The sequence below is a fragment of the Neorhizobium sp. SHOUNA12A genome (assembly GCF_023006505.1).
Lineage (GTDB): Bacteria > Pseudomonadota > Alphaproteobacteria > Rhizobiales > Rhizobiaceae > Neorhizobium.
This window is the reverse complement of sequence record NZ_JALBGV010000112.1, coordinates 1-15740: the sequence shown is the minus strand read 5'-3', so window position 1 is coordinate 15740 and position 15740 is coordinate 1. Positions and strand designations below refer to the sequence as shown.

The window sequence follows — 15740 nt, the reverse complement described above, 5'->3', positions numbered from 1 at the left end:
AAATCCTGCCCCCGCAACCAAAATCCCCAAACTCCCGAAGCAAGCGCTCCGGGAGTTTTTTGTTGTCGAGGGATATTGTACCGTTCCCAACCAGCCCTCGTCCTCCACGAGAAAACCCAGGACTCTCCGAATTCCCGGAGGAAACTTGCGTCTCAGGTCACCCGCAATCGTTTCCCCCGTCAGAAGCTCTCAGCTCACGCTTGAGGCTTGCCACCGTCTTCCAAGGCGGCCATGGCAATGGCCTGCCTGCGGGCGTCGCGGTAGCGGGAAAACTGCGTGTCGGCGATCACGCCGGCAAGGATGACGCTGCCCATGACGGCGAAATTCAGTGAAGAGGGGATGCCCAGGAGATTGACGAGGTTTTGCAGGACCTGAAGCAGGATCACGCCCAGCACCACGCCGATGATCGACCCCTCGCCGCCCCGCAAAGAAAAGCCACCCAGGACCGCGGCGGCTATGCCGTACAGCTCGTAAAAATTGCCATGGGATGAAGGCTGGACGGAACGGGTATACATGGCGAAAAACACCGCCGAAATGCCTGTCAGGAAAGCGCAAAGCACATAGGCCTGGATGGTGACCCTGGTGGTGTCGATACCTGAAAAACTCGCCGCCTCGGGATTTTTGCCGACGGCAAAAAGATGCCGGCCGAGCACGGTCCGGTGCAGGAGAAACCACGCTGCAACAGCGACCAGCAGGAACGCGACGACGGAATGGGGCACACCGGCTGTGCGGCCTGCGATCAGATATTCCAGCATCGGAAAGTCGGACCCGAAGGTGAAGCCGGCCGTGCCATCCCTGGTGTAGAAGCGCGCAATGCCGCGATAGATCAGAAGCCCGCAGAGCGTGACGACGAAAGGCTGAAGCTTGAGGCGGGTTATCAGCCAGCCGTGCAGAAGGCCGATGGTGGCTGACAGCGCCATCACGATTGCAAGTGCGACCGGCCAGGGAACGCCGAAGCTGGCGATCAGATCGACAAAAATGACGCCTATCAACGCGATCACCGAGCCGATGGACAGTTCGATGCCCGCCGTGACGATGACGAAGGCCTCGGCAATGGAGAACAGCCCGAACAGGCCGATCAGGTTTGCCGTGTTGGCCAGGTTGATCGGCGACAGGAACCGTGGATTCATCACGGCGACGATTGCACCGACGGTCATCACAAGCGTGGCTAATCCGATATCTTTTTTCTGCATGCTAGGGAGTCCCTATTCCACGGCCAGTTGGAGAATGGTCTCCTCGGTCAGTTGATCGCGCGCGAGCGTCCCGGCGATGCGACCGCGGCACATGACGGCGACCCGGTCGGATATCCCGATTACCTCTTCCATGTCCGACGAGATCATCAGCAGCGCTACGCCATCGGCGGCCAGCGCCTGCATCAGGCGGTAAACTTCCGCCTTGGCGCCGACATCGATACCGCGTGTGGGCTCGTCCAGAATGATGATCCTGGGCTTCATTGCCAGCCATTTGGCCAGGACCACCTTCTGCTGGTTGCCGCCTGACATTTCTGCCGCCGCGCGACCAAGGCCTGCCGTCTTGATGTTCAGTTTGCGTCGCGATGCCTCAGCCAGGGCGGTCTCGGCGCCTGTATCGACAAATCCTACTCGCGACAGCGCGGCATGGCTCGGCATGGCGATGTTCTCGGTGATCGAGAAATCGAGAAAAAGGCCTTCCGTCTTGCGATCCTCCGGCACCAGGCAGAGGCCGGCGGCGATGGCGGCTGGAACGGAATGGCCGACGAGCCGCTGGCCCTCGATCTCCAGCACGCCCCCTTCGATGCGGTCTATGCCAAAAAGCGCGCGGGCAAGCTCCGTACGCCCCGCGCCGACGAGGCCCGTCAGGCACAGGATCTCGCCCGCGCGCAGGCAAAGGTCGAGCGGATGCTGCGGATAGGCCTTTGTGCGCAGCCCCTTCAATTCCAGCACCGGCCTGCCGGGGTCATGCTCTGCCTTTTCGTAGAACTGGCCGACATCGCGGCCGATCATTAACCGGATCATGGCGTCCTTGGTGATTTCGCCGCAACCGAGGGTTCCGGCATTGCGGCCGTCACGCAGCACCACGACGCGGCTGGCCACCTCCTCGATTTCAGCCAGGCGGTGGGTGATGAACAGCACCGCCACGCCGTCGGCGCTCAACTGCCTGATTACGTCAAGAAGACGCTTGGTCTCGGACAGGGTCAGGCTGGACGTGGGTTCGTCGAGAATGAGCAGGCGCGGATCGATCGAAAGCGCACGGGCGATTTCAAGCAATTGCTGGTCGGCCAGGGACAGGCCGGAGACAGCGTCATTCGGACCGAAACGAGTATCCAGCCTGGCGAGGATCGGCGCGACCTTGCGCTCCATGGCGGCCTGGTCGAGAAAGCCGAACATCCCGCGCCTGATCTCGCGCCCCAGAAGCACGTTTGCCGTCACATCGAGATTGGAAAACGGATTGAGTTCCTGGTGGACAAGGGCGATGCCGCGCTCATGCACGCGCGCCGATGTCAGCGATGTCACTTCCTCGCCATCGATGACGATGTGGCCCTCGTCCGGAGCGATTGCGCCGCTTAGCACTTTCATCAGCGTGGATTTTCCCGCACCGTTTTCTCCAACCAGGCCGACCACCTCGCCGCCGCGAATGCTCAGCGAGACATTGTTGAGGGCGATTGCTCCCGGATAGACCTTGGTAATCCCCAGAAGGTCGAGCGATATGTCCTTTTGCCGATAGGTCGTCATCGAAACTCCCGGGTGGCAGGGACGGATAGGTGCTGCACGAACCACGGGAGTTCGTGCAGCAGGACCGTTTTAGAGACGACTTCTATTTCCCCACGCGCGCCTTCAATTCGGCGGCGAAGGCATCGACATTGCCTTTGTCGATCTTCTTGGTCGGCACGATGATCAGGCCGTTTGCCGGTACCTGCGACTTGTCGCCCTTCAGGTAGGCGGCCATCAGCTTCATGCCCTGGTATCCCCATTGGTAGGGATCCTGGACCACCGTTCCGGCGAATTTGCCTTCCCTCACCGCGCCGAGGGTGACGGGATCTTCGTCGAAGGCGATGACCTGGATTTTTCCCAGCTTGCCGGCCGCCTGCAGCGCTTCGTAGATCTTGGGCGGATTATAGGAATAGAAGCCGACCATGCAGGTGATGTCAGGGCTGGCGGCCAGCACATCATCGACATTCGACCGGGCGCGGGCGAAATCGACGTCGTCGCCACGCACATCGACCAGTTCTATGCCGGATCCTTTAACCGCCTTGCGGAAGCCTGCGATCCGTTCGACGGCATTGTCGGCCCCCAGGAAGCCGACGAAGCCCATGCATTTTCCGCCCTTGGGCATGGCCGCCCGCGCGATCTCGCCGGCCTGGACCCCGGCATCCGTATTGGACGAACCGAGATAGGCGATGCGCTTGCTGGCGGGCGCATCGCTATCGGTCGTGAACAGCGGCACCTGGGCCGCGATCCTGTTGAAGGCGCCGATCGAGTTTTTCGGATCGGCCGACGAGATCATGATCGCATCCGCCCCGGCAGCGACCAGGTCGTCCATCAGGGCATTCTGCAGGGCGGCGGTCCCCTGGGCCGGGTAACGGAACTGCAGGTCGTAACCGGGCAATTCGGCCTGGGCCGCCTTTACGCCAGCCTCAGCCAGTTTCCAGAAATCGGACGCGGCGTTGACGACAAAGGCGAGCGCCGGCTTGTCGCCGGCAAATGACGGACTGGCGGCAAGCACCAGGCCTGCGGCAAGCATCAGTGAATTGAGACGTTTCATGTTGTTCCTCCCCGCGACCCATTCCTCAAAGGTCGCGCTAAACACGGTTTCACATCTGGTGGCTTAATAATATTATTACTAATAACTCGCATCCTGCCAAAGGGGCCGGGAGACGAACCGGCACCTCCCTGGCAGGGATCCGCACTAGTTCTTGGCGCAGAAACCCGGATCGTCGAGGTTGCAGACGTCAAGGCCGGTAAACAGCGGATCGGCCACTTTCTCGCCCTTGATCAGCTTGATCATGACGTCAGGCGCCTTGTAGCCCATCTCGAAGGGGCGCTGTCCGACCTGCGAATGGCTGCGACCTTCGCGGAAGGCCTTGGTCTGCGGCGGCAGCGTATCGCCGGCGATGATGATCAACTCCTTGCTCTTGAGCTTGGGCATCACCTGGTCCGTGACCTGCGCATAGGCCTGCGGGGCAAACTGCGCCCAGCCGCCAACAAGGATGAAGGCGTCCAGTGTAGGATTTGCAGTGAACACATCCGACATCTGCTGGTTAGCAAGGTCTGCCTGGTCATTGGTGTAAACCGGGCACCCTCCGATTTCCTTCCAACCGCCCTGTCCGGTCAGGCGATCGATGTTCTTGGCGCCGCCGATGGTGTCGCGGAAGCCCTGGGCGCGGGCATTGATATTGGCGGCGGCCACGTTGCCGAGTTGCAGGCAGACCGATCCGCCCTTCGGCTTCAGCTTCATGGCCTGCTCGGCCATCTTCACGCCCATCAGGTAGTTGTCGGTGCCCAGATAGGTCTTGCGCAGAGCATGGTCCTTCTCAAGAAAGTCCGCATCGACAGTCATGACTGGAATGGACGGGGCGATGGCCTTGATGCGGGTCGCCATGGCCGGCGCGTTCGAGGGCGAAATGGCGATGGCCGCAACGCCTTTCGTCAGCAGGTCGTCGACGATCTGGACCTCGCCGGCCTCGTCCGCCGATGAGGCCGGGCCGGTATAGAGGCATTCATATTCGCTACTCGCATTCTCCGACTTCCACTTCTTGCAGCCGAGATTGATCTGCTCGAAGAACGGATTGTCGAGACCCTTGACGACGATCGCCAAGGTCTTTTTGCCTTGCGCTGCGGCCGGCGCCGCGGCAAGCGCCGCAACTGCCATGGCCGCCATTGCCAATATATTGATTTTCATTTTCTTTCCTCCTCCTCTTACACCGGTCGAGGCCTCATGCCTCAGCCGGGATACCAGACAATGCGCGGGTCGTTGTCCGCGCGCTCGTAGCGCCATGCGCGATCGATCATCTGCTCGAGATCGACCTGCGGTGCCCAGCCAAGCAGCATTCTTGCTTTGGAATTATCGAGCCAATTGCTGTGAAACGGGGTGTCGATCTCGATCGGCCGTAATCCATGCCGCGCCGCCAAACGGGCGCCGAGATCGCCGTAATCCACTGGCTGGTCCATTGAAATGTTGAAGAGTTGGCCGGTGGCGTGCGGGTTGTCGATAGCAGCCAGGATCGCGCCGACCAGATCGTCGACATGGACGAAATTGCGCCTGAGGTAGCCGCCCCCGGCGTCACGCATGACGGGCGCATAGCCGCCCTTGCGGCACTGTTCGAGCGCATCTGCGTCGATCAGTTCCGACCAGCTTGGGCCACCAAACTGGTCGTCGCCGAGGGCAAGCGCGAAGCGGAAGTCATCCTTTTCCATGATCCAGGGCGCCCGCAGGGTCGTCCAATTCACCCCATACTGAATGCCGAACTGCTCCAGCATCACCTCCTCCAGGGTCTTGGTCAGGGCATAGCAGCCCTTGTAGGCACGGCGCGCCGAGGTTTCCGTGATCGGCTCGTCGTAGCGCTGGAAGATATGGCCCACGGTGCAATCGCCGCTGAGAAGGATGAACTGCCGGGCGGTATCGGATTTGCGGAACGCGTCGAGCAGCAGGAAAAGGCCCTTCAGCGCGACATCGAAGATCTGTTCCGGCGTCTCCTTGACGGCGGCCATGTGGATCACATGGCTTACCCCCTGCAGGGCTCCGGCGACCACGGCGGGATCCGACATGGAACCGGCGACGACGGACAGGCGGTCTGCAGGCTCGACGGTCCTGTTGTTGCAAAGCGCCGCCACCTCCCAATCCGCGAAACGGAGATCAGACAGGAACGCCGGCAGGAAAGCCTGTCCTACCTTCCCCGTGGCGCCTGTAACCAGCAGTTTCATGTCGCACTCCCCTGCAACATTCCTGTGTGGTGGATTTTGTTTACTAATAATATTAAGTCAAGTAATTAGTTATTGAATGCGCAAAACGGGAACGCGGGCGGGGCAAAGAGCCGCCTGCCGGAGCGCCAGGAAACCATCGCGGGGGAGGAGAACCACGTGTCGCGACTTGTCTTTTCGGGAATTTCGAAAAACTTCGGGGCCATCCAGGCACTCAGCGACGTGTCGCTGTCCATCGAACCGGGAGAAGTGCTGGGACTGATGGGTGACAACGGCGCGGGCAAGTCCACGCTGGTCAAGATCATCGCCGGCAATTTCCGCCCGTCTACCGGCGAACTCAGCATCGATGGAAAATCTGTCGTCTTTCACAAGCCGATCGATGCGCAGCGCGAGGGGGTGGAGATGGTCTATCAGGACCTCGCGCTTGCCGACAATCTCTCGGCCGCCTCAAACGTTTTCTTGGGCAGGGAGCCGCTGCGCCGGTTCGGGCCGATCCGATACATCGATTTCAAGCGGATGAACACGGTCTCTGCCAACCTGTTCAAGCAGCTCAAGTCCGAAACCCGCCCGCGGCAGCTCGTGCGGCGCATGTCCGGGGGGCAGCGCCAGGCGGTCGCGATCGCCCGCACGCTGCTGTCGGAACCGAAGATCGTGATGATGGACGAACCGACGGCGGCCATCTCGGTACGCCAGGTGGCCGAAGTGCTCGACCTGATCCGCCGCCTGCGCGACCGCGGCATCAGCGTGATCCTGATCAGCCATCGGATGCCGGACATCTTCAGCGTGTCCGACAATATCGCCGTCCTGCGCCGCGGGCGCTTGGTCTGTCGAAAACCGGCGGGCGCCTCGTCGCCCGAGGAAGTGACCGGACTGATCACCGGCGCCATCGATGCCGCCTAGGAGAAAAATTGCCATGACGACACTCGACGACATCATCAACAATTCCCGGCACGACAGCTGGTTTGCCCGACTGAAGAACCTGCAGGTCTTCTGGGTCTTCATAGCGGCCGTGCTGGCATGCCTGGCCCTGTCGCTGATGACCGATGCGTTCACCAGCGACCGCAATCTCTTCAATGTCGCCCGAAATTTCGCCTTCGTGGCGGTCATTGCCATCGGCATGACGGCCGTGATCGCATCGGGCGGCATCGACCTGTCCGTCGGCTCGAGCGTGGTGCTGAGCGCCATGGTGATAAGTGTGGCCATGGCCAGCGGCATGGGCTTCTGGCTGTCTGCCGGTCTTGCGCTGGGTGCCGCCCTGCTGATCGGCCTGTTCAACGGCATCCTGATCGCCTATGCCGGTATGCCGGCCTTTGTCGTGACGCTCGGGAGCCTGTCGGCCGCCCGGTCCCTGGCGATGGTGCTTTCGGACAACAAGATGATCTGGGAGTTCGGTCCCGATCACGACCTGCTGCTGTGGATCGGCGGCGGCTCGACACTCGGGCTTCCCCATCCACTATATGTGCTGTGTGTGCTGGCCGTGGTCATGTCGCTGGTGTTTCGCTGGACGAGGTGGGGCCAGCATCTTTTCGCCATCGGCGGCAACGAGAACGCAGCTGTGCTGGCCGGCATTCCCGTGCGGCGGCTGAAAGTCAGCATCTACATGTTCTCGGCCATGACCGCCGGGCTGGCCGGCATCCTGATGGCCGGCTGGCTGGGAAGCGTCACGACCAATCTCGGGCAGGGAATGGAACTGACCGTGATTGCCGCCGCCGTGATCGGCGGCGCCAACCTGGCGGGCGGGGAGGGCAATGCGCTTGGCGCGGTGGTTGGCGCATTGTTGATAGAGGTAATTCGCAACTCCCTGATCCTGTTGGGCATCTCGACTTTCTGGCAAGGAATGTTCATAGGTACGTTCATAATCGTTGCTGTGGCATTCGACCGATTCCGGAATATGCGGCGATAGGTGGAAAACCTTGCGGTGTTGTGGCAAGCGACATGGAGAACGCCTTGAAACCAACCATGATGGATGTCGCGGCGCGAGCAAGTGTGTCACAGGCAACCGTTTCCCTGATCCTCAACGGCAGTGCCGGCGCCCGCTTCAGCGAAGCCACGCGCAAGAAGGTGATGGATGCGGTTCAGGAGCTCGGCTACAGGCTCCCCAACAGGTCGCCGTCTGGCGACCTGTCCGACAGCAGGGTCATCTGCTTCATCACGGACGAGCTGACAACCGATCCCTGGATGGCGCTCGCTTTCGAGGGCGCGCGGGAAAAGGCGCTCGAATTCGGCATTATCGTCACGCTCGGAATTTTTCGCGCGGGCGAGGACCCCGACGAGGACGTGTTTTCGCTGTGTCGGCAGCAACCCTTGCTGGGCTATATCTTCGGCACCATCCTGACCCGCAAGATCGACCCGCCGGCGGCCCTGTTCACTGTGCCCTCGGTGCTCGTCAATTGCTACGACCAGGACAGGCGACTGCCCTCCATCGTGCCGGGAGACGTCGCCGGTGGCCGCGCCGCCACGGAGCGGCTGATCCGCGCCGGCCGCAGCCGGGTCGCCTTGATCAACGGCCAGGAGGGTCTCGACAATCCGCGTGACCGGTTGCGCGGCTACAAGCAGGCGCTGGCCAGCAACGACTTCACCTTCGACCCGCAACTGGTGCGCTACGGAAATTGGGAGCCGTCATCAGGCTATAGCGAAACCCATCTGCTGATGGACCTGCCCAATCCCCCCGACGCAATCTTCTGTGCCAACGATCTGATGGCGCTGGGGTGCGTCGAGGCGCTCAAGGAGCGGGGGAAGTCCGTCCCGAAGGACGTCTCCGTGATCGGGTTCGACAATCGCGACATCGCCCAGTTCATCCGTCCGCCGCTGACGACCCTGCACCTGCCGCTGTTCGAGATGGGTGCCATGGCCGTGGAAATGATCCACGACATCGCCGGCGGCCTGAAAAGCAGTCATGACCAGCTGAAGGTCGAATGCGCCCTCGTCGAGCGTGAATCTGTCTAATCGACCGCGGGATACAGTCCTATTCGGCGGTGTCATGGTGTCGACCAGCGATACGGCCGTCCACTTACGGTCAGGCGAACTCAGGCGACTACTGCTGGACTTCGGCATTGACCGCGGAGAGCTTCATGCCGTTTACGCCAGCTACCGCCATGTGCCAGCTTCTCTACGGGCCTTCCTTGATTTTGTGGTGGAGAAGTCCACGGTCAGGCAGGATTGAGACAGACAACGCGCTGCGCAGGCGACCGGTCACCGCACCCGCCGTCTGCCGCTATTCCCGCGGGGGACAATCTGACGCTCTATCAGCTGCCCGGCGTCGCTTCGGCAGCAACAACAGCCAACACCTTCCAGACCTTGTCGATGACGGCGCGGCGCGGCCGGCGCCGGGCGATCGCCGAGAGAGAGAAGGCCGGCAACCTGCCATCAGTTATCGACGCATAACGTACGCCTTCGAACGAAAGCACCTGTGTCGATCGCGGCAGAAGTGCGGCCCCGAGGCCAGCCGAGACCAGCGACAGCATGGTGAGGGCCCGCGTTGCCTCCTGGACGATCTGCGGCTCCTGGCCAGCCGCGGCAAAAGCATCCAGGATCCGCGCATGTGTCGCCGGCCCCTGTTCCTTTGGAAAAAGCACAAGCCCGCGCGCCGCGAGCTCACCAAGGGTCACCCTATCCGGGCCGCCGTCCTTCGGCAGCACGGCGATAAGCTCCTCATCCGGAAACGTCAGGATATCGAGACGTTCGCCTGTGCCGAACGGCGGATGGGTAAAGCCGATATCCAGATCGCCTTCCGAGATCGCCGCGAGCTGCTCATTGCTGCTGAGCTCGAACAGATGCGGCCGCACCCCCGGGAGTTCATCCCTCAACCGGCGCAGCAGCCGCGGCAGATGCCGGTAGAGCGCGGCCGAGACGAAACCGAGGTGGAGTTCACCCGCCTCGCCATCCGCTGCCTCGCGCGCCAGCGCCATGGCGGCGTCCGCATGCCGCAGTGCCGCGCGCGCATCGTCGAGAAAAACCCGGCCGGCGTCGGAAAGAATTAGCCTTCGGTTGATGCGTAGGAAGAGCTTGACGGCGAGTTCCTTCTCCAGCCGGGCAATCGATTGGCTGAGCGGCGGTTGCGCCATGCCCAGCCGCCCGGCGGCGCGGCCCATATGCAGCTCTTCCGCGACGGCGAGGAAATGTCTGATGTGCCGGAGTTCCATATCGCGATAATATCAAAAAGCCTCATGCGCGTCATCGATTCCGGATCCGTCTCGTCCAAATATGGCCGTGAAATAAAACGGAAGGAATTCAGCCATGAACATCATGTTCTCATCTGACGTGATCGTCACCCTTGCCCTTGCCGGGATTATCGGCACTGCCGCTTCGGCGGACATAGAGCGCACCGATCGCTTCGTCGAGCTTGCCGGCGGCGAGCGGCTGCTCGTCCGGGAGGTCAAGCGCCGAGTGGAAGTTCCCGGGAGATCAGCGGTACTGCTTGTGCATGGCGCGCGCGTTCCCGGGCTCGCCTCCTTCGATCTGCCGGTCGAAGGCGGATCGCTCGCTGCCGATCTCGCAGCGGAAGGCCACAAGATCTACATTCTCGACCTCAGGGGGTATGGCGCATCGAGCCGGCCGCCGGGTATGGATGGGCCGCCGGAAGGCGGCGCACCGCTTGCCCGCACGGCCGATGCGGTTGCCGATATCGGTGCCGCGGTGGATGCCATATCCGGATGGAGTGGCGATGATCGGGTGTCGTTGGTCGGCTGGGCCACAGGCGGCCACTGGGTCGGCGCCTATGCGAGCGAAAACCCGAAAAAGGTCGAGCGTGCCATTCTCTACAACACGCTCTACGGAGGGTCCGACGAGCATCCGACACTGGGACGCGGTTCGCCGCTTGACGACAAGGAAAGTCCTGGAACCTTCGATACGGCTGCTTTCGGTGCTTACCGTCTGAACACCCGGGAGAGCCTGTTTACCGCCTGGGACAAGAGTATTCCCGCCGCAGACAAGTCGCAGTGGCGAGACCCGTCGCTGGCAAAGGCCTATGGTGATGCCGCGCTCGCTTCGGACCCAACGACGTCGGCGCGCAATCCGCCGAGCTTTCGGGCTCCGAGCGGTGCAATGGCCGATAGTTTCGAACTCGCGCTCGATCGCCGGCAATGGGACGCGTCAGCGCTGTCCATGCCTGTGCTGGTGATCCGGTCCCAGTTGGATTTCTGGAGCAGATCAGCAGATGCCGAAACCATCGCCAGGGAAGCGCCCAATGCGCAACTTGTCACCATTCCGAATGCCACGCACTTCGTGCATCTCGACCGCGACAGAGCCGGACGGGCGGCCTTCATGTCGGCGCTCCTGCGCTTCCTGAGGACGTGATGCTGCTTTCGATCGCAGAACTGCGCCAGACCGTCTGAAACTCTCACAGTGAGATCACTAGGAAGTGTAATTGGAACCGATCTTGAGCAATAATTTTATTGGGCCTCGCAGGAGAGAACGGGCGAACAACGCTCGCCCGTTCCGAGTTCATTTCGTGATGGTCTTGCCGTTCGGCAATTCTACGCCAACGACGTCATCGACGCGGCCGGCACCGGTCTCGACACCCTCGGCCGAACCAACATTCATGTTGGAGGAATTGGTATTCGAGGTGATGGCATTCGAAGTGATGGCATTCGAAGTGATGGCGTTGGAGGTGATGGCGTTGGAAGTGATGGCGTTGGCCGTTATTGCGTTTGCGGTGATGGCATTGCTCACGGTTTCCGCGGATGCAGGAATTGCGGCGGCAGTGAGAAGCGCGATAAGCGCGAGTTGGCGGATTTTCATGATCATTTCCTTTTGACTGAAGGGAACCGAGGACAATCCAGCGGTTTCGAAATTCCTGCGCTTCAAAATTTTCAAGGACAGGAAACGGTTTTCGGCTAGCGGGAGCGGTTGAAAAGCAACGCCTTACCGAACAGCCCGGCTTCGGCATTCTGTAGTGTGCAAGGCGTCGTGCCGAGGCGGTCGGCGAGGCGAGGGCAGGAGCGGCTGAGGCCGTCGAGCGTCATCCTTTCGGGGACCCGGGTATGCGCTACGCAGACGGCTCCCGTGGAACTCCATGCCGCTTCAAAGCTCAACTCATCGCTGCCGGAACTCTCGGCCTCGCGCTGGATGCCGCGGTCGTCGTAAATGTCGATCTTCATGCCGGTTCGGGTCGTGGCGTGGTCGCCGCAATAGTCGGCACGGACCATATTGACGCAGGCGCGGTGGTACTCCGCCAGATCCATACCGTCTGACAGGGTTTTCCAGGGCTTATAACCGAAGCGGACGCATTTCCCCTGGGCTCCGGCCGAACATGTAAGGGTGAAGCCGGATCGCGAAGTCATTTTTCCCTCTCCGTTCCACTGCCCCCTGAGCGGAAACATCCAGCGATTTCCATCGGGATCAGCTTCGCAGAGCTCCGCCGGTGTCGCGCCGTCGACAATGGTGACCTTGTGCAGCAACACCTCGCCCTCGGGATCGCGACTGTCGGTCACGATGTCATCGATGCGGACACGATGGGCAACAGGGTCGCCGGACAGGAGCAGCGACAGGGTAGCGCCGATCAATTCTTTGCCCTGAAGAACTCTGCCGCTCGAAAAGGTAAGCCGGAAGGCGGTTCCCACCACGTCGGTTTTCTCGATCCGCTCCGGCAGTGACACCGTTGTCGCAGCCGGCAACGAAGAGCTTGCAACGGCGGCGCAACAGATGAGGGCCAAGGCAACCAGTTTGGTAAATGCACATGGTCCGATCATCTCGACCACACGATCAGGAGGAATGTGGCAACGGCTCTCGCGCGTCGTCGCCATGGGTTTGCTCCGTCGTCAACGACGACAAGGCGCGGCTGCTGGTGGATTCGGGTATCCATGGACGGGTCTCAAAATCGAAGCTGGAGAGCGCGCGTCGCGCCTTGACCAAGCCCTCTAAACTACGTTCCCGGCATCGTCGTCACCCGCAAGTATGATGTTGCTGTGTCTTCCGGCCAGTTAGCTGCGCTAAAGCTTCCGATTGCATATTTCCCGGTATTCCTGCCAATGTCCGGCCGGCAGAGGTGAACACGACGCGATTGTGCGCAGGGGGCGGCATGAGCAGACTGAGTGACGAAATATTGTCGTCGATCATCGGCGATATCTATGATTGCGCCTTGAGTCCGGAAGGCTGGACAGGCGTCATGACCCGCATCACGAGTACCATCGACGCTGCCTACACGACGATTGCCCTGACCAGCGTCAGGGACAGTCGAGGTCGATTTGCGGCGCAGTCTCCCTGGGATGCCGAGCAGTTGAGAGCGCTACAGGACTATGAGCTTGACGCGATACCTGGCCTAAGGGCCGCGGTCATCGGCGACATCGATCTGCCCCAGCGGACATTGTCTATCATCAGTGAAGGGGAACTGGAGCAATCCGCGTTCTTCCAGGAATGGGCAAAACCTCAAGGTTTGCGAGAGGCGTGCACGACGAAATTCGTCCATACGGCGGATCGGATCGGACTATTCAGTACCACGACCTGGGCGAATCGGCCGCCGATCAGTGATGAAGAACAGCGCTTTCTGGCTTTGCTTTCACCCCACCTGCGGCGCGCTTCGCTGATCGGCGATCTCCTGGACCACACGCGCGTCACCGCCGGCATATATCGCGGCGTGCTCGACAGCCTCGCTGTTCCCGTCATTCTCGCCGGAGCAGATGGTGCGATTCTTCATGCCAATGCCCATGCGGTAAAAATGCTCGACGAGAACAAACTTCTGCGCTCGCGAAGCGGCGTCCTTCAGGCTCACGCCCCTATGGTTTCACGCGCATTGCTGGACGCGATAGCGGCCGCGGCGCATGCGGACGCCTTTCTGGGTTCGCGCGGTATCGGTCTGCCAATTTCTGCCCCGGGACAGTCTCCGGCGGTCGCCTACGTCCTGCCGCTCAGCGAAGGCACTGCACGAGCGGCCTTCAGGCCTGCGTGCGCCGCCGTGTTCATATCGACCACCATCTCCGCTTCGCCGCCGCCTGAAGACGTGCTGATCGCCCTCTACGATCTGACGCCGGCGGAGGCGCGCGTCGTCCTGCAGATCGGCAGAGGATTGAGCTCAGCGCAATGTGCCGCCGCGCTTGCCATCAGCGGGAATACGCTAAAAACCCATCTCAGCCGGATCTATGCAAAGACCTCCACCTCACGTCAGGCCGATCTCGTCGCACTTGTGTCGACGATCTCGTCGCCAATCTTGCACGAGATGTCGTTGTCTGCGTCGGCCGGCACAACGTGATGGGATTGCGCCTGTGCGAGGCTGCTTCGGAAGCTGCGTCGTGGAGAGGCAGCGGGCTCGATGATTTCCGACCTTGTGGACTATCTTGCCCAGCCAGAGGCGAAGATCATGGAGCAGGAACAGATCGATCCCCAAATTCCAAACATTGTCGCAACATAGGCATGAATAGCCCACGTTCGTAGAGGGCATCCGCCGATCTCGCTGCGTGGGGTGAAAATCTCTCTTTCGAGGCGGCCGCAAGCCCCTATCTGGGCCGCCGTACGACGCGGACGTTGCCGCTGCTTCCGCCGCCGCAGAAAAATTGATCGGCGCCATCGGACTCGAGGCCCGACACACCGAGCCCGGGTGGCATTTCGAGCATTTCCAATGGCTCTCCCGTTTGGGGATCGATGCGTCTCACCTCGCCCTCGTCGCCTTCCCAGACGCCGTGCCAGAGTTCGCCGTCGACCCAGGTCACGCCGGTGACGACGCGGTTGGATTCGATGGTGCGGAGGATCCTGCCCGTATCGGGATCGATTTGATGAATTTTTCGGCCTCGATATTCGCCGACCCAGAGCGTTCCTTCGGCCCAGGCGAGACCGGAATCGCCGCCATTTCCAGGTGCGGGAATCGTCGCGAGGATGGTGCCTGTTTTCGGATCGATCTTGTGGATACGATCTTCGGCGATCTGAAACAGGTGTTTGCCGTCGAAGGCAGTCCCCGCATGCGCGGCGACATCGATCGAACGCACCGTCTCGCCGCTTGCCGGATCGAAGGCGTTCAGCTTGTCTCCGGAGGCGAACCAGACGTGCTGGCCATCGAAGGTGACGCCATGTACGTCATTTATCCCAGGGAAGGGGCCGTATTCTCGGATGATTTCGGCTTGAGATTTTTTCATGGGCTCATCCTAATCGTTCGGCAGCGGGCTGGGGAGTAACAAGATTGTCGGGAAGCCCGGCACGGACGGAGCCATCCACCGACGCGCCCGCCCCTGGCCGAACCACTGCACCTTGCCGGCTGCCAAAAGCTGGTCCAGCGCCCGCTGCACGGTGCGGGAACTGGCGCCAAGTGCGATCGCCAGCGCCGAGCTCGACCACGCTTCGCCGTCGGCAAGCAAGGCGAGCACCGCCGCATGCTGCTCGTCCACGGGCGGCGCCAGTACGACGATGTCGGCATTTCCATGTGGTGACAGCGCAAAACCCCTCTTGGTCGCGGTGACATTCGCCAGCGTCTGAAGCTCGACACGCAGCCGGCCAATTTCGACCCGCAGGCGGGCGCGATGCGATTCGTCCGCGTGCCTGGCCCGGAAGGCGCGGTAGAGTAGCGTGCTCCTCGGCACATCGCCTGGCCAGGCCTCACCCAGAGCACGGGCGAGCGCGAACAATATCGGCCGCGACGAGAGCGAGATAATCGTGTCTCCGGTCCGCACGACGTTGCGGCATGCATCGACTACCAGCGCGCCGGAGGCGAGGAGGGTTTCTACCTCCTCCAGCAGCAGCGGACGTTCCTCGCCCCGTGCAATCAGGCGTACCGCGGGCGTCTTCAGGACGAGGGACGCGGTTTCGACCTCCGCCGTCAGTGCCGGAATGTCGGCTTCCCGTGCGGCCTGCTCCGCGCGGGTCAGCGCGGCGCGTGCCGCTTTCGTCTGGAGGCGGCGGATTGCGACGCCTGCAACGACC

At 61.6% G+C, this 15740-nt stretch carries 14 protein-coding genes and 1 pseudogene; 5 read left to right on the top strand and 10 right to left on the bottom strand.

Annotated features, from left to right (window positions below):
• Window positions 1-194: 194 nt before the first annotated feature.
• From MOV63_RS29275 to MOV63_RS29255, 5 genes are all read right to left on the bottom strand, one after another.
• Entirely contained in the window at window positions 195-1193 is a 999-nt protein-coding gene (locus tag MOV63_RS29275; protein ID WP_247039141.1) for an ABC transporter permease, read from the bottom strand.
• A gap of 12 nt (window positions 1194-1205) precedes the next feature.
• A complete protein-coding gene (locus MOV63_RS29270) occupies window positions 1206-2711 on the bottom strand; it encodes a sugar ABC transporter ATP-binding protein (protein ID WP_247039139.1) in 1506 nt (501 codons plus the stop codon).
• Window positions 2712-2793: 82 nt separating this feature from the next.
• Window positions 2794-3741, bottom strand: a complete 948-nt coding sequence (locus MOV63_RS29265; RefSeq protein WP_247039137.1) for a sugar-binding protein — start codon at window positions 3739-3741, stop codon at window positions 2794-2796.
• Between the two features lie 144 nt (window positions 3742-3885).
• A complete protein-coding gene (locus MOV63_RS29260) occupies window positions 3886-4878 on the bottom strand; it encodes a substrate-binding domain-containing protein (protein ID WP_247039135.1) in 993 nt (330 codons plus the stop codon).
• Between the two features lie 41 nt (window positions 4879-4919).
• Window positions 4920-5900 (bottom strand): NAD(P)-dependent oxidoreductase, encoded by a 981-nt coding sequence (locus MOV63_RS29255; RefSeq protein ID WP_247039134.1) that lies wholly within the window; start codon window positions 5898-5900, stop codon window positions 4920-4922.
• A gap of 156 nt (window positions 5901-6056) precedes the next feature.
• Here MOV63_RS29255 and MOV63_RS29250 point away from each other — a divergent pair, with 156 nt between their 5' ends.
• Genes MOV63_RS29250 through MOV63_RS29240 form a run of 3 tightly spaced genes read left to right on the top strand, consistent with a single transcriptional unit; the run spans window position 6057 to window position 8843 of the window.
• On the top strand, window positions 6057-6797 hold the full coding sequence (locus MOV63_RS29250; RefSeq protein ID WP_247039133.1) for an ATP-binding cassette domain-containing protein: 741 nt from the start codon (window positions 6057-6059) through the stop codon (window positions 6795-6797).
• 13 nt (window positions 6798-6810) lie between these two features.
• A complete protein-coding gene (locus MOV63_RS29245; RefSeq protein WP_038547039.1) occupies window positions 6811-7800 on the top strand; it encodes an ABC transporter permease in 990 nt (329 codons plus the stop codon).
• Between the two features lie 44 nt (window positions 7801-7844).
• Window positions 7845-8843 carry a LacI family DNA-binding transcriptional regulator gene (locus MOV63_RS29240; RefSeq protein WP_244447450.1) on the top strand — a complete coding sequence of 333 codons (999 nt, stop codon included), beginning with the start codon at window positions 7845-7847 and terminating at the stop codon, window positions 8841-8843.
• 299 nt (window positions 8844-9142) lie between these two features.
• Here the strand turns inward: MOV63_RS29240 and MOV63_RS29235 are convergent, their stop codons facing one another.
• The gene (locus tag MOV63_RS29235; protein ID WP_247039132.1) at window positions 9143-10039 is read right to left on the bottom strand and encodes a LysR substrate-binding domain-containing protein; all 897 of its coding nucleotides are present in this window, start codon (window positions 10037-10039) and stop codon (window positions 9143-9145) included.
• A 94-nt stretch (window positions 10040-10133) separates the two neighbouring features.
• On the opposite strand from MOV63_RS29235, the gene MOV63_RS29230 reads away from it, so the two are divergent.
• A complete protein-coding gene (locus MOV63_RS29230; protein WP_247039131.1) occupies window positions 10134-11192 on the top strand; it encodes an alpha/beta fold hydrolase in 1059 nt (352 codons plus the stop codon).
• Window positions 11193-11339: 147 nt separating this feature from the next.
• On the opposite strand, the gene MOV63_RS29225 is transcribed toward MOV63_RS29230, so the two are convergent.
• Window positions 11340-11636: a hypothetical protein gene (locus MOV63_RS29225; protein WP_247039130.1), complete on the bottom strand. Its 297-nt coding sequence runs from the start codon at window positions 11634-11636 to the stop codon at window positions 11340-11342.
• A 95-nt stretch (window positions 11637-11731) separates the two neighbouring features.
• Entirely contained in the window at window positions 11732-12640 is a 909-nt protein-coding gene (locus MOV63_RS29220; RefSeq protein WP_247039129.1) for an ADYC domain-containing protein, read from the bottom strand.
• A 299-nt stretch (window positions 12641-12939) separates the two neighbouring features.
• On the opposite strand from MOV63_RS29220, the gene MOV63_RS29215 reads away from it, so the two are divergent.
• Window positions 12940-14082 carry a LuxR C-terminal-related transcriptional regulator gene (locus MOV63_RS29215; RefSeq protein ID WP_247039127.1) on the top strand — a complete coding sequence of 381 codons (1143 nt, stop codon included), beginning with the start codon at window positions 12940-12942 and terminating at the stop codon, window positions 14080-14082.
• Window positions 14083-14326: 244 nt separating this feature from the next.
• Here MOV63_RS29215 and MOV63_RS29210 read toward each other — a convergent pair whose 3' ends face one another.
• A complete protein-coding gene (locus MOV63_RS29210) occupies window positions 14327-14959 on the bottom strand; it encodes a PQQ-binding-like beta-propeller repeat protein (protein ID WP_247039125.1) in 633 nt (210 codons plus the stop codon).
• Window positions 14960-14968: 9 nt separating this feature from the next.
• Window positions 14969-15740 (bottom strand): annotated as a pseudogene (locus MOV63_RS29205) (helix-turn-helix domain-containing protein); the annotation flags it as partial.